The sequence below is a fragment of the Bradyrhizobium sp. IAR9 genome (genome assembly GCF_013408065.1).
GTDB lineage: Bacteria > Pseudomonadota > Alphaproteobacteria > Rhizobiales > Xanthobacteraceae > Bradyrhizobium.
In genome coordinates, this window is sequence record NZ_JACBZW010000021.1 from 26,874 (window position 1) to 40,874 (window position 14,001).

At 64.1% G+C, this 14,001-nt stretch carries 10 protein-coding genes; 4 read left to right on the forward strand and 6 right to left on the reverse strand.

The features are described from left to right. Window positions 1-106: 106 nt before the first annotated feature. Window positions 107-478, forward strand: coding sequence for a DUF3175 domain-containing protein (locus GGD67_RS36480; protein ID WP_179739697.1), 372 nt, complete (start codon window positions 107-109; stop codon window positions 476-478). Between the two features lie 114 nt (window positions 479-592). Here the strand turns inward: GGD67_RS36480 and GGD67_RS36485 are convergent, their stop codons facing one another. Next, window positions 593-2,638, reverse strand: coding sequence for a methyl-accepting chemotaxis protein (locus GGD67_RS36485; protein ID WP_179739698.1), 2,046 nt, complete (start codon window positions 2,636-2,638; stop codon window positions 593-595). Between the two features lie 359 nt (window positions 2,639-2,997). Continuing rightward, a complete protein-coding gene (locus GGD67_RS36490) occupies window positions 2,998-5,037 on the reverse strand; it encodes a methyl-accepting chemotaxis protein (RefSeq protein ID WP_179739699.1) in 2,040 nt (679 codons plus the stop codon). A gap of 270 nt (window positions 5,038-5,307) precedes the next feature. Between GGD67_RS36490 and GGD67_RS36495 the strand changes: the two genes are divergently transcribed. Both GGD67_RS36495 and GGD67_RS36500 read left to right on the forward strand, forming a co-directional pair. Next, entirely contained in the window at window positions 5,308-6,474 is a 1,167-nt protein-coding gene (locus tag GGD67_RS36495; protein ID WP_018321556.1) for an FIST N-terminal domain-containing protein, read from the forward strand. A 10-nt stretch (window positions 6,475-6,484) separates the two neighbouring features. After that, window positions 6,485-7,843, forward strand: a complete 1,359-nt coding sequence (locus GGD67_RS36500) for a hybrid sensor histidine kinase/response regulator (protein WP_179739700.1) — start codon at window positions 6,485-6,487, stop codon at window positions 7,841-7,843. A 40-nt stretch (window positions 7,844-7,883) separates the two neighbouring features. On the opposite strand, the gene GGD67_RS36505 is transcribed toward GGD67_RS36500, so the two are convergent. The 4 genes from GGD67_RS36505 to GGD67_RS36520 all read right to left on the reverse strand — a co-directional run bounded on the left by GGD67_RS36505 (window position 7,884) and on the right by GGD67_RS36520 (window position 12,511). After that, window positions 7,884-8,582, reverse strand: a complete 699-nt coding sequence (locus GGD67_RS36505) for a response regulator transcription factor (protein WP_018321558.1) — start codon at window positions 8,580-8,582, stop codon at window positions 7,884-7,886. Window positions 8,583-8,688: 106 nt separating this feature from the next. Next, complete coding sequence (locus GGD67_RS36510) at window positions 8,689-9,375, reverse strand: response regulator transcription factor (protein WP_179739701.1); 687 nt, start codon at window positions 9,373-9,375, stop codon at window positions 8,689-8,691. 108 nt (window positions 9,376-9,483) lie between these two features. Next, window positions 9,484-10,665, reverse strand: coding sequence for a c-type cytochrome (locus GGD67_RS36515; RefSeq protein WP_210286767.1), 1,182 nt, complete (start codon window positions 10,663-10,665; stop codon window positions 9,484-9,486). A gap of 130 nt (window positions 10,666-10,795) precedes the next feature. Further along, window positions 10,796-12,511 carry a PQQ-dependent methanol/ethanol family dehydrogenase gene (locus GGD67_RS36520; RefSeq protein ID WP_246784522.1) on the reverse strand — a complete coding sequence of 572 codons (1,716 nt, stop codon included), beginning with the start codon at window positions 12,509-12,511 and terminating at the stop codon, window positions 10,796-10,798. A 926-nt stretch (window positions 12,512-13,437) separates the two neighbouring features. Here GGD67_RS36520 and GGD67_RS36525 point away from each other — a divergent pair. Further along, window positions 13,438-13,923, forward strand: coding sequence for a (2Fe-2S)-binding protein (locus GGD67_RS36525; RefSeq protein WP_018321562.1), 486 nt, complete (start codon window positions 13,438-13,440; stop codon window positions 13,921-13,923). Window positions 13,924-14,001 lie beyond the last annotated feature (78 nt).

A 14,001-nucleotide genomic window follows, 5' to 3' on the forward strand; every position in this document is an offset into this window, starting at 1 on the left:
CGGCATTCCGCCTGCCACCTGCGACAACGTCTGCGGCGAGGCCGGGTTCCCATGGGAACGGCCCTTCATACCGCTCGTTTCCGATGGAGCCGCAAGGAGTTGACGCATGGCTCATGTCAGAAAGACGACACAATCCCGCAAAACAGCCGCGCGCAGGTCGACGAGCGCCAAGCGCGGCACCGTGCGGACGCGCGCGAAGGGCGCTGCGCCGAAGCGCTGGTCGCAGCGCGTGACGAAGCAGAGCGACGCGCTCGACCTGAAGCGCGGCGTGTTCAAGCTGACCAGCCCGAAGAAGATCGCGACGTCGCTGAAGCGATCGGCCGAGCACAGCTCACGCCGCAAGACCGGCGCCTATCGCTCGGCGCTGTCGATGCTGACCTTCTACATCAACCGCGCCGGCAAGACCTTGCCAAAGACGCAGCGCACGCGATTGGAGAAGGCGAAGCTGGAGCTGAAGCGAGCGTTCGGGAGGGAGTGAGATTTGTAGGGTGGGTCAGGCGAAGCCGTAACCCACCACTCGACTCCCAGCCGTGACATCACGGTGGTGGATCACGCTTCGCCCATCCACCCTACGCGTTCTTTCCGCGGTCCGCTACGCCGCCCTGATATTCCCCATGAACCGATCGAGCTCGGCGCGCAGGCGGGTGCTTTCGGATGACAGCGTCTTGGCCGAATGCAGCACTTCCTCCGAGGCCGAACCGGTCTCGGCGGCGCCGCGGTTGACCTCGCCGATGTCGGTGGCCGCGGTCTGGGTGCCCTGCGCGACGGTCTGGACGCTGCGGGCGATCTCCTGCGTCGCCGCGCCCTGCTGCTCGACGGCGCTCGCGATCGAGGTCGAGATCGACGAGATCTGTCCGATGGTCGCGCCGATCTCCTTGATCGCGGCGACCGATTCGGCGGTAGCGCCCTGCATGCCCGTGATGTGCGAGGAGATCTCGTCCGTCGCCTTCGCGGTCTGGCTCGCCAATGACTTCACTTCGCTGGCGACCACCGCAAAGCCGCGGCCGGCTTCACCGGCGCGTGCCGCCTCGATGGTGGCATTGAGCGCCAGAAGATTGGTCTGCTCTGCAATCGCGGTGATCAGCTTGACGACTTCGCCGATCTGCTGGGCGGCATGCGACAGCTTGCCGATGCGACCGTCAGTCTCCTTGGCCTGCACCACGGCAGCTTCCGCAATCCGGCTGGAGTCGCGGACCTGACGGCCGATCTCCTCGACCGAGGCCGAGAGCTCCTCCGTCGCGGTGGCGACCGACTGCATGTTGGAGGATGCCTGCTCGGACACGCCGGCGACCTGGCTCGACAGGCTCTGGGTGGTCTCGGCGGTGCGGGTCAGCGTGGACGCCGCCGATTCCAGCTGCACGGCCGAGGCCGACACGTTGGAGACGATGGCGCCGACCGCGCTCTCGAAATCATCGGCAAAGCGGATCAGCTCGGAGCGGCGGGCAGCGCTCGCCTCCCTGTTCTGGGCTTCGCTGGCGGCGGCATCGCGCTCGGCTTTTGCCACGGCTTGAACCTTGAACTCCTCGACCGCGCCCGCCATCTCGCCGATCTCGTCCTTGCGGCCGAGACCGGGCAGCACCACGTCGAAGTTGCCCGAAGCGAGCTCACGCATCGCTTTGCACATCGCGATCATCGGACGCGAGATGCCGTTGCCGAGCCACAGGGCCAACACGGCACCGATGGCAAGGCCGCCGAGCGCCATCATCAGCATCAGTTGCTCGGTCTCTCCGATCGTCGCGTTGGCGCTCGCCTCGATGCGCTGCTGGTCGGCGGTCAAATCCGAACGCAGCTCGGCCGAGAGCTTGAGGATGGTTGCCGCCGTCTTGGTCATCTCACCGTTCGACTTGACGATGATCTTCACATTCTCGGTCAGCTTCGCGAACGAGGTACGGTACTGCTTCAGCAGATTTCCGATCTCGGTGACGCGGTCGGTGATCTTCTGGTCGCTGGCATAGATCGAGACCAGCAGGGTCTCCAGGAATTTGATGCGGGCGATCACGCCGTCGGCGGTCTTCGGCTCCGGCTTGGCCACGAAGGCGCCGACCGAAGTGGAGACCGCCAGATATTGCGAGGTGATGTCCTTGGCCGTGGTCTGGACCGATGCCAGCCCCGCCAGCGCGGCAGTATCGGCGAGGTCGTCGAACTTGAAGCGGATCTTGTTACCGACGCTGTTGAGCTCATCGGCCGCGATCTTGTTGTTCTCGCGCGTCAGGACGATGATCTCTCCGAACACCTTCGTGAAGCGCTGAAACTCGGCTTCCAGCTTGCCGACCTGCTCACGGCGGGCGGCGCCGGTCGTGGCGGACATCGACTTGGCGATCGCGCTCTTCAGATTGTCTTCGGCGGCCTTGGCTGCGGTCTCGTCGTCCACCGCGCCCGTCAGGGTATAGGCCCGGGCCAGTCCCTGATAGGCGATCAGCTCACGATCGACCGTCCGCGCGAGGTCGGCTTCCGATACGCTGGTGCGGTAGGAAGCCACGGCGGCCTGGATCCGCTCGAAGCCGAAATAGGCGAAAGCCATGCTGACGGCGAGGATGGCTAGCACCGCCACGAAGCCGAGGATGATCTTTGCGCGAAAACGCAAGGTTGGCAGCTTCGATTGGTTCGACTTCGACTTGGACTTGGACTTGACCGACATTCCCCCACCCCATTCCATTCGCGGAAAACCAGGCGCAGCCCGGAAGCAGCCCGCTTCCTGACTCGCCCGCACGGTAATCGGCAAAGGATAAGCTGTGGTAAATTTGTGGCGCCGCAACTCGCGGTTAGGTGACGCGGGGAAGATGCGTACTCCGCTGTCGCCCCCGACAAGCGAAGCGCAGATCGGGGACCTCCGCGCGAGCGCTTGCGCTCGTCGCCATAGCCACAGGGAGTGGTTTGGCGAAGACTCGGAGTTACGGGTCTTGCGTCCCAACTTCTCCCCGGGGTTATGGGTCCCTGCGTTCGCAGGGACGACAGCGGAGAGCTGGCGATGGCGGAGCGTCTAACGCTCAGCGAGCCTTACGCCGCCCGAATATTGGCCATGAACCGATCGAGCTCGGCGCGCAGGCGGGTGCTTTCGGATGACAGCGTCTTGGCCGAATGCAGCACCTCCTCGGAAGCCGAGCCGGTCTCGGCGGCGCCGCGGTTGACCTCGCCGATGTCGGTGGCCGCGGTCTGGGTGCCCTGCGCGACGGTCTGGACGCTGCGCGCGATTTCCTGCGTCGCCGCGCCCTGCTGCTCGACGGCGCTCGCGATCGACGTCGAGATCGACGAGATCTGGCCGATGGTCGCACCGATCTCCTTGATCGCGGCGACCGATTCGGCCGTGGCGCCCTGCATGCCCGTGATGTGCGAGGAGATCTCGTCCGTCGCCTTCGCGGTCTGGCTCGCCAGCGACTTCACTTCGCTGGCGACCACGGCAAAGCCGCGGCCGGCTTCACCGGCGCGCGCCGCCTCGATGGTGGCATTGAGCGCCAGAAGATTGGTCTGCTCGGCAATCGCGGTGATCAGCTTGACGACTTCGCCGATCTGCTGGGCGGCATGCGAGAGCTTGCCGATGCGACCGTCAGTCTCCTTGGCCTGCACCACGGCAGCTTCCGCAATCCGGCTGGAGTCGCGGACCTGACGGCCGATCTCCTCGACCGAGGCCGACAGCTCCTCCGTCGCGGTGGCGACCGACTGCATGTTGGAGGATGCCTGCTCGGACACGCCGGCGACCTGGCTCGACAGGCTCTGGGTGGTCTCGGCGGTGCGGGTCAGCGTGGACGCCGCCGATTCCAGCTGCACGGCCGAGGCCGACACGTTGGAGACGATGGCGCCGACCGCGCTCTCGAAATCGTCGGCAAAGCGGATCAGCTCGGAGCGGCGGGCAGCGCTCGCCTCCCTGTTCTGGGCTTCGCTGGCGGCGGCATCGCGCTCGGCTTTTGCCACGGCCTGGACCTTGAACTCCTCGACCGCGCCCGCCATCTCGCCGATCTCGTCCTTGCGGCCGAGACCGGGCAGCACCACGTCGAAATTACCCGAGGCCAGCTCGCGCATCGCCTTGCACATCGCGATCATCGGACGCGAGATGCCGGTGCCAAGCAGGAAGGCGAGGACCGCACCAAGCAGCGTACCGCCAATGGCGAGCATCAGCACCAGTTGCTCGGTCTGTCCGATGGTCGCCTCCGACTCCGTGTCCAGCCGCTGCTGTTCGGCCACGAGGTCCGCCTTCATGGCGGTCGCGCCTTGCTGGATCGCACCAGCCGAGCCGCTCATCTCGGTGACGAGCTCGTCGACCATCTTGGCGTTGGCGATCAGCTTCTCCAGCGCCTCGCGATAGGCGCCGAGGATGGTCTTGGCCTCCTTCAGCCCGGCGACGATCTTATCGTCCATGGAATAGACCGCGCCGAGCGAGTTCTCGACGAACTTCAGCCGCGCCAGCGCGCTGGTCGCGATGGCCTGATCGGACGTCAGCACAAAATTGGTGGCTGCAGCACTCGCGGTTTGGAACTGAGCGTTGACCTGCTTGGTGCCGAACTCGATCGCCTGCGCCTCGGAATCGGAAGCGTTGTTGCCGACGTCGTCGAGCTTGTACTTCAGGAGATTGGCTTGGCGCTGCAACTGGTTCTGCACCAGCAACGTGCTGTCACGCTTGGCCTGCAGAACCTTGCCGAAGGTTGCGGAGAAATTCGCGAACTCCTTGGCGAGCTTGTCGAGACTCTCCTTCCGTGCCGGGGTCTTGGCGCTCTTGACGGCCTGGTCGATGGCATTCTTCAGGCTGGCCTCGGCCTCGAGCGCCGCCTTGGCGTCATCTTCCTTGCCGGTCACGACGAAATATTTGACGGCCGAACGGTAGCCGAGCAGCTCGCGGTCGATGTTGCGGGCGAGGTCCGCCTCCGACACGCTGCTACGGTAGGACCCGACCCCGGCGGAGACTCGCTCGAAGCCGAAATAGGAGAAGGCCATGCTGCCGGCGGAGATCGCCAGCACGACCGCAAAGCCCAGGATGATCTTGGCGCGGAATCTCAGGGTGGGAAATATTGTGCGCTTTGACGGCGACGCGATACGCCCGGACATTCCCACCCCCATTATTTATTCCAAACAGCCGCGATCCGAAGGCGCCCCGCCTCCCCGACCGCATGCGCAAAACTAAGGCAGAATCGTCAAGGGGCGGTAAATTCCTCCGGCCCGCAATCCCGGGCTGCACAAGCACCAGACCGGCAACTTCCAGTCCGGGCCGGAGACCGCGCGACGTGTTGCGGGTAGACTGGAAAAGCCCTAGTGTTTTCGGCACTTGGCGGCAGATCTTGGCGACAGACCAAGCCGGTCCTTGAGGAGAGAAACGAAGTGGGGCAGGCCGATCTTCGGTTTGGCGGTTCGTCCGGCGTTGCGGTCGCGAAATCGAAAGCTCCGACCGTCGACGAGGCCGTTGCCGAGCTGGTCGCCCAGCTTCCGTCGGACGAGCTGGCCCTGGTCCTGGTCTTCCTCTCCCCCTGCTACGATCCTCATCGGTTCATCGCCGAGATCACGAGACACTTTGCGGACACGCCGGTCTGCGGCTGCACGACGGCCGGCGAGCTGGCGCCGGACGGCTGGGACGAGAACAGCGTTGTCGCGATGACGTTCAGCCAGGCCGACTTCAACGCCGTGGTCCGGCCGATCCTGAATCTCGCCAATTTCCACGTCGAGGACGGCCGCCGGATCGGCAGCGAGCTTCGCCACGAGTTGCTGCGGACGACCTCGGAGGTCGGCGGCGGCAACCCGTTCGGCCTGGTGCTGATCGACGGCATGTGCCGCCGCGAGGAGGCTGTGATGTCCGCCCTCTATGCCTCGCTCGACAATATCCCGATCGTCGGCGGGTCGGCCGGCGACGGCCTGCGCTTCGAAAGGACCTGGGTGTTCTTCGACGGCAGGGCCCACACCGACGCGGCTCTCCTCATTCTCCTCAACACGTCGCTGCCGTTCCGCGTGTTCAAATGCGACAATTTCGAGCCCACCACACAGAAGATGGTGGTCACCGAGGCCGATATCGAGCAGCGCGTCGTCAAGGAATTGAACGCCGAGCCTGCCGCCGCGGAATATTCCCGCGCCGTCGGAATCATCGACGCCAAGCTCGACCCGTTCTCCTTCGCGTCCCATCCGGTGCTGGTCCGGGTCGGCGGGTCCTATTATGCGCGGTCGATCCAGCGCGTCGATCCCGACGGCTCGCTGCGCTTCTTCTGTGCGATCGATGAGGGCATGGTGCTGACGACGGCAACCTCGTGCAGCCTGGTCGGAGCCACTCGCGACGCCTTCGCGGAAACCCGCGACCAGATCGGTGACGTCTCTCTCTATATTGGCTTCGAATGCCTGCTGCGCCGGCTGGATGCCGAGCAGCACCAGCTCTCACGCGAAATGTCCGAGCTGTACCGGCAGAACCGCGTCGTCGGATTCCATACCTACGGCGAACAGTTCGGCTCGATGCACGTGAACCAGACCTTCACCGGCGTCGCCATCGGCAGGCGGCCGACGTAACGGAGCCGATGTGGCAGAGACCTGGCAGGATGCCGAAACGATCGAGCAGCTCCGGCGGGAGTCCGTCAAGCTGAAGAAGATCAACGCGGCGCTGATGTCCCGCGTCGAGCGGTCGATGGATCAGCAGCTCAATGCGTTCTCGCTGTTCGAAACCGCAATTGCGCTCGACCATCAGATTCGCGACCGGACCCATCAGTTGCGGGATGCTCTGCGTTCGGTCGAACGGGCCAATGAAGGCCTGTACCGCGCCAAGCAGCAGGCGGAGGCTGCAAGCTCGCTGAAATCATCCGTGCTGATTTCGGTCACCCACGATCTCCTCCAGCCGCTGAACGCGGCGCGCCTGACCCTGTCGGCACTCACCGAGATGATGGAGTCGCAGGAAGCGGGCCTGCTCATCGACCAGGTTGACCGGTCACTGGTCACGCTGGAAGACCTGCTGCGCTCGCTTCTGGAGATCGCGAAGCTCGATGCGGGCGCGCTCCGGCCCGACGTGCGGCCGATCGCGCTTGGGCCGCTGCTCGACCAGCTCCGCGACGAGTTCGAGCCTATCGCCTGGAGGCAGGGACTGTCCTTGCGCATCCGCACCTCGCCGCTTGCGGTCCTGTCCGACCCGCTGATGCTCCGGAGGATCCTGCAAAACCTTCTCGCGAATGCGATCCGCTATACCCGCAGCGGCGGCGTCATCCTGGGATGCAGGCGGCGTGGCGATCGCATCGCGATCCAGGTCTCCGATACCGGACCCGGGATTGCGCAAGCGCAGCAGGAGGCGATCTTCCGGGAGTTCCAGCGCGGCGATGCGAGCGCGACCGACCAGGCCGGCTTCGGTCTCGGTCTTTCGATCGTGCGCCGCTTCGCGACGGCGCTCGGGCACGAGGTGCGGCTGTCGTCGCATCTCGGCCGGGGATCGACCTTTGTGCTCGACCTGGAGCCGGCCGATCGCGCCGATGTCAGCGACGATCTCCAGGAAATGAAGCCCGCCGATCTGCACTATGGCGCTCTGGGAGGGGCCAAGATCCTGCTCATCGAGAACGACGCCTCGGGCGCGGAGGCGCTGGCCGCCTTGCTGGAGGGATGGGGCTGCGATGTCGCGACCACGAGATCCGCCGCGGACGCCGCCCAGCGTTTGAGTGAGCTAGGCGGCTCGCCGGACGCCATCATCGCCGATCTCCATCTCGATCACGGCGAAAGCGGATTGTCGGCCGTCGAGGAAATCCGGCGCCAGTTGAACTCGGACGTGCCGGCGATGATCATCACCGCGGATTATTCCGAAAAGGCTGCGGCGGAAGCCAGCCGCTATGGGCTGGAAGTGCTGAAGAAGCCGATCAGGCCGGCGGAAATGCGCGCACTGCTGTCGTTCCTGCTGAGCTAGTTCATCACCCCGCGCCGCATCGACGGCGATAGAGGCTGCATCATGCGGGCGGATCGGTCCGGGCGCGGTCGCGCTTCGCGGCAGCTCCGGAGCCCGCCAGCGTGGCAAAATCGATCTTCGACATTTCGACGATCGCCTTGGTGCGGCTCAGCACGTTCAGCTTGCGCAGGATATCCGAGACGTGAACCTTCACGGTGGTCTCGGATATCTTCAGCTCAAAGGCGATCTGCTTGTTCTGCAGGCCGCGCTTGAGCATTTCAAGGACGCGCAATTGCTGCGGCGTCAGATCGTGAAGGCGCTTCAGGAGATCCTGGGCCGCGATCGGCGAGCGCTGCGGGCGGGCCAGCGCGCGAAAAGCGGCCGGCAGACACACCGCGCCGCGCACGACTTCGCTGATCGAATGCGCCAGCTCCTGCTTGGACGAGGATTTGAGGATGTAGCCGGATACGCCGAGCGACAATGCGCCCGAGATGATCTGTGCGTCCTGGTGTCCCGACACGATGACGACGGGAATGCGGGGAAACGCCTTGCGGATGCGGATGATGCCGGACAGTCCGGTCGTCCCGGGTATCGACAGGTCGAGGAGAATGAGGTCGACATCGGGTCTCGACGCCAACAATTCGAGCGCACCGTCGATCGAGGTGGCCTGAAGCATATCGGCATCCGGCGTCGCCATTTGCAGCGCCCCTTCGAGCGCCTCGCGAAACAGCGGATGATCCTCGACAATCAGAAACCGCATCAGATTTGGGCCGTTCCCAGCTCGTCACCGAAGTCAGCGATCAGAGCGGCGAGCATGCCGTCGCCGGAGCAATCCTGCTTGATCCAGATCAAGTCGGACCAGCAGCTCATTGCGGCCTCCCGCGATCGGTCCTTAGCTGGGGCCGCTGCCGCGGATCCGGCAGATCGACCTTGCCGATCTCGACGATCGCCTTGTTGCGGCTGAACAGTCCGAGCTTGCGCAGGATCTCGGTGATGTGCGCCTTCACGGTCGATTCGGCGAGTTGAAGCTCCTGCGCGATCTGCCGATTCGGATAGCCGCGACGAAGCAGATCGAGCACGCGAAGCTGCTGCGGCGTCAGTTCGCGGAGCTTGACCTTGAGTGCCTTGCTGCTGTCGGCCCGCTTCCGCTGCGGCTCTGCCACGAAATCCTTCGGCACGGACACCGATCCGCCGAGCACGCCTTCGATCGATTGCGCGAGCTCGCGCTTGGACGTGGATTTTGGCAGATAGCCGGCAGCACCCAGCGCCAGCGCCTCGCGGACCACATGCTGATCCTCCTCGCTCGAGACGATGGCGACCGGCAGGCGCGGATAGGCCTCGCGCAGCCTGAGAAAGCCGGAGAAACCGGTTGCGTCGGGAAGCGAAAGATCGAGCAGCGCTAGGTCGATCCCGCGTTCGACCGAAAGCACCCGCAAGGCGTCCTCGATCGACATCGCTTCCAGAATGCGGGCCTCCGGCAACGCCAGCCGCACGGCATTGCCGAGCGCCTCGCGAAACAGCGGGTGATCATCGATGATCAGGAAGCTGGTCATGGCACCTTCCCCGGGGTCCATCGCGCGGGCGCATCCATCGGACGTTGGTGCCGATGGATGCGAAACGGACCCTAGAACATCTCCCCGATGCCGTCCGGTCAAGACCATTCAGTCGTTCGATTCGACCTGAACCGTCAGCAGAAAGGCGTAGATGTTGTCGAACTGGCTGTCGGTGAAGACCTCTTTCCAGGACGGCATGCCCTTGGCCGGACGCCCCTCATGCACCGTGGTCAAGAATTTCTCTCGCATCTCGTCGCCGTAGCGGTGACGCAGCAGCCTCAGATCGATCTTCCGCTCGCTCTGGATCGCGTCGGGACCATGGCAATGCGCACAGGTGCCGTTGAAGATCTCCTTGCCCTGACCGACAGCTTCGGCATTTGACGCCAGCGCGTCGCCCTTGGTCTCGGTCGCGACGACGTTGGCCACTTGCGCCACGCCGGTCCCGGCGCCGGTCGTGGTTCCCGCCGGTGTCTGCACGGCGCTGAGGCGGAGAGGCTGACCGGTCGGCAGGCCGTACTTCACCTTGAGATCGGCGATGGTCCGCTCGAGGTCCGGCAAGACCGCATCGATCTGGTCGCGCAGCTCTGTCGAGGCCTTCGCGAAGCCGATCGCCGCGTCCCACGACAAACCTTCGCCTTCGGTGAGCTGAACGCGATAGCGATCCTGGTAGACGGTCTTGTTCAGCCAGCCGGCCACGGGTCCCCAGATAAAGGCGACGTCGGCCTTGCCCCGATCCAGCGCCTGCATGCCTTCCTCGGGCGACAGCACCGTCACCTTCTGGATGTCGTCACGCATCGCCAGGAGGTTTTGCGGCGTGCTGGCGAACTGCACGGCGACCCGTTTGCCCCGGAGATCGTCGACCCCTGAGATCGTCCGGTCCTTTGCGGTCACGAGGGCATAGCCTTCACGCGCAACCGTGCTCGAGAAGATCACGGCCGGCCCCATGAAATCCTCGGAGCGCGGCAGGCCGATCATGGCGTCGCATTGCTTGCCGAGCAGTGTGACGCGGACAGTGCGCTTGCCGAAATACGATTTGTACCAGTCGTAGGCGATCGGCCGCCCGAGCGCCCGCGCCAGCGCCTGCCCGATCTCGACATAGAGGCCGGGTTGCGAGGGGCTGTTGCTCGAGAACGGAAGATTGGTCGGATCGGCACAGAGCCGGAACGGCTGCACTTCGTTCGCGCGGCTCGGGGCGGCTGGCACGATGAGCGCGGAGCCGGCAACACATGCGAGCAAAGCTGCGATGGCGCGACGTCTGCTGTGGCCAAGGCCAGAACGATTTGGACGCATCCTCACCTCCCGTGGTTGGGCATCGTTGGCGTGACGTTGGGACAAGGCCTGGCCTCGGCCGCAACGACGCGATCACATTTTGGGAAAAGAGCGCGTGTATCCCGTCACTCGGGGATACACGCGCCAGTGGTCACTGGACGGAGAACACGAAGAGCGAGCCGCCCTCGGGAGCTGCAGCCGTCATCTTCTTGCCAACCTCGCCCAGGAACGCGGGCAGCGCTGCCGTGCGGCCGACGACGATGGCGACGTATTGCTTGCCGTCGACCATGTAGGTCACAGGGCCCGCGCCGATGCCGGAGCCGAGATTCTTGCTCCAGAGCATTTTGCCGGATTTCGCATCGATGGCACGGAAATCGCCATGGATGTTGCCGGCGAACACCAGGCCGCCGCCAGTGGTCAGCGTCCCGCCATTGAAGGGCAGGTCTTCCTTGATGGACCAGACCTTCTTCTGGTTGACGGGATCCCAGGCCACGAGCTCGCCGAGGAAGCCACCGGGGCCTTCCTTGGTCGGGAATTCGGCTCCGAGATAGAACACGCCGCGCTTGTAGGCGACGTCGCTGACCGACCAATCCATGCAGACATTGTTGGAGGGAATGTAGACGAGGCCGGTCTGCGGGTTGAACGACATCGGCTGCCAGTTCTTGCCGCCGATCAAATTGGGGCAGATGTCCTTGGCGGGATGGCCGGGGCCCGGACGCTTGTCGGGATCCTCGACCGCGCGCATGGTGGCGAGATCGAATTTCTGCGCCCAGTTCGAGAAGACATACTTCTCCGCCGAAAGAACCTTGCCGGTCTCGCGGTTGGCGACGAAGAAGAATCCGTTGCGATCCGCCTTCATCAGCGCCGGAACGTTGCTGCCGCCGATGTTGAGGTCGGCGAGCACGGCTTCGTTCACGCCGTCATAATCCCAGGCGTCGGCAGGTGTGGTCTGGATATGCCATTTGATCTTGCCGGTGTTCGGGTCGAGCGCCAGCGTCGAGGCCGTGTAGAGATTGGTCAGCTTGCCGAAATCGCCGTTGCCGGTCGAGCGCACGGCAGTGTTCCACGGCCCGGGATTGCTGGTGCCCCAGTACACGGTATCGGTCTTGGGATCATAAGAGCCGACCAGCCAGGCCGCGCCGCCGCCATGCTGCGCGGAATCGCCCTTCCAGGTATCGCCGCCGGGCTCCTCCGGCGTCGGAACGGTATAGGTCTGCCAGGCGAGCTTGCCGGTGTTGATGTCGAAGGCCTGAAGCGCGCCGCGCACACCGTACTCACCACCGCCGAAGCCGGTGATGACCTTGTCGCGCACGACCAGCGGCGGCGAGGTGATGACCGAGCCCTGCTTGTAATCGACCACCTTCGAAGTCCACAGCGCCTTGCCCGTCGCAGCGTCGAGCGCGGTCAACTTGCCGTCGAGCCGGCCGACGAAAATCTTGCCGTCGGCGTAGGAGACGCCGCGATTGTTCACGTCGCAGCAGGCGTATTGCAGCACGTCGTCCGGAATCTCCGGCTCGTAGGTCCACTTTCGCGCGCCGGTCGCAGCGTCGAGCGCATAGACGTATTTCGGTCCCCATGATGTCGAGACGTACAACGTGTTGCCGATGACGATCGGTGAGGATTCGTTCGAGCGCAGCGATGCAAGCGAGAACGAATAGGCAAGCGACAGCTTGCCGGCGTTCTCGGCGTTGATCTGGTTGAGCGGGCTGAAACGCGTGTTGGCGTAGTCGTGGCCCGCGACCGCCCATTGATTGGAATCGGATTGCGCTTTGAGCAGTGAATCGTTGGCGCGAACGCCAATTGTGCCGGCGCCCAGCATCGCGATCATCGAAATGCCGGCCAAGAAGCCCCTCGTTCCAAAGGTCATTTATTCCCTCCGTGATGTTGCTTTGCGCGCCACGTTGAGCGCCGATGCGCTTTTGCGCTTTTCGATACGCAGTTCGACTGCGAACCATCACGGAAATTACAGCATCGCCTTTTCGCGCTTAGTATAGGCGGAAGGTAGTAGTGCAAATCACTGGCGGGCTTGGCCGCTCATCTCGTTGTCGGCACTCGTTTCTTGTCGCTTGTTGGCAGCTCGAAACCAGCGATCGGATTGCGGCAACATCGTGTGGCCATCCGCGCGTTCCGTCGAAAGTCGACATCAGCGACGACCGCAAATCACGACGACGGCTCAACCGCGGCGAGGGCTGCTGAGCGGTTACAATATCCGTCAATGTCGCTGTATCGTTGCAGCTCGCTTTGACCGGCCGCATTCAGGCACGAGGGTGATGCTCGGCGGCGAAACCATCTCGAGAGATTGGTTGTCTTCTTCGCGTCCATCGATCGCCAGGGATCAGGGCGGACTTGGGCAGGCCGCCTCCCGGCAGGCCGGCCAAGCCGGTCCGGCTCGTCATGGCGGATAAACATTCCAATAAAATCAATGGCTTATCGTGCAAAGCCCTACTACCAAGATCGCGATTACAAAGTTGCCCGGCCGTGCTCCTATTTGCGGAGCGACGACAGGAGTCGTCTCAAGGGAGAGACAATCGGCGGCGCCAGGACCGACATCCACGGGGCGAGCAGCCTTCGCGCGATGGCCGAGCAGGACGCCGCGGAAGACGCGAGAGACCATCTCCTTGCAAGTTTCAGACGGGTCGCGCCATGCACTGGCGGCGACAAGGATCGGTGTTGTCTGATCGCGGCGCCTCGACGACCGTTTCGTGACACCCGGCGACCCAAAATCCCAGTTGCAAAGTTTCATCGCGCTGTTTCTAATTGGAATAACTACAAACATTCTGGGAGGACGACACCGTGTCTACAGTCAAACTGACAGTGAACGGCAAGGCCGTTGCTGTCGACGTCGAGGACCGCACGCTGCTGGTCCAACTGCTGCGCGATCATCTCAATCTCACGGGGACCCATGTCGGCTGCGACACCAGCCAGTGCGGCGCCTGTGTCGTGCACATGGACGGCCGAGCGGTGAAATCCTGCACCATGCTGGCGGGCCAGGCCGACGGCGCCAGCATCACCACCATCGAAGGCATCGCCAAGGGCGACGAGCTGCACCCGATGCAGGCCGCCTTCCGCGACAATCACGGCCTGCAATGCGGCTATTGCACGCCGGGCATGATCATGTCGGCGATCGACATCGTGCACCGCCATGGTGGCCAGCTCGACGAAGCCACCGTCCGCACCGAGCTCGAAGGCAATATCTGCCGCTGCACCGGCTACCACAACATCGTCAAAGCCGTGCTGGATGCAGCCGGGCGCATGAAGGTCTCGCAGGCGGCCGAGTAAAGCGGCGCGCCTCGAAAAGAACCACGGCTGCAGCTTTCGAGGGAAAGCGCGGTCAAAGAAATTTCCGGTCGGGAGGAC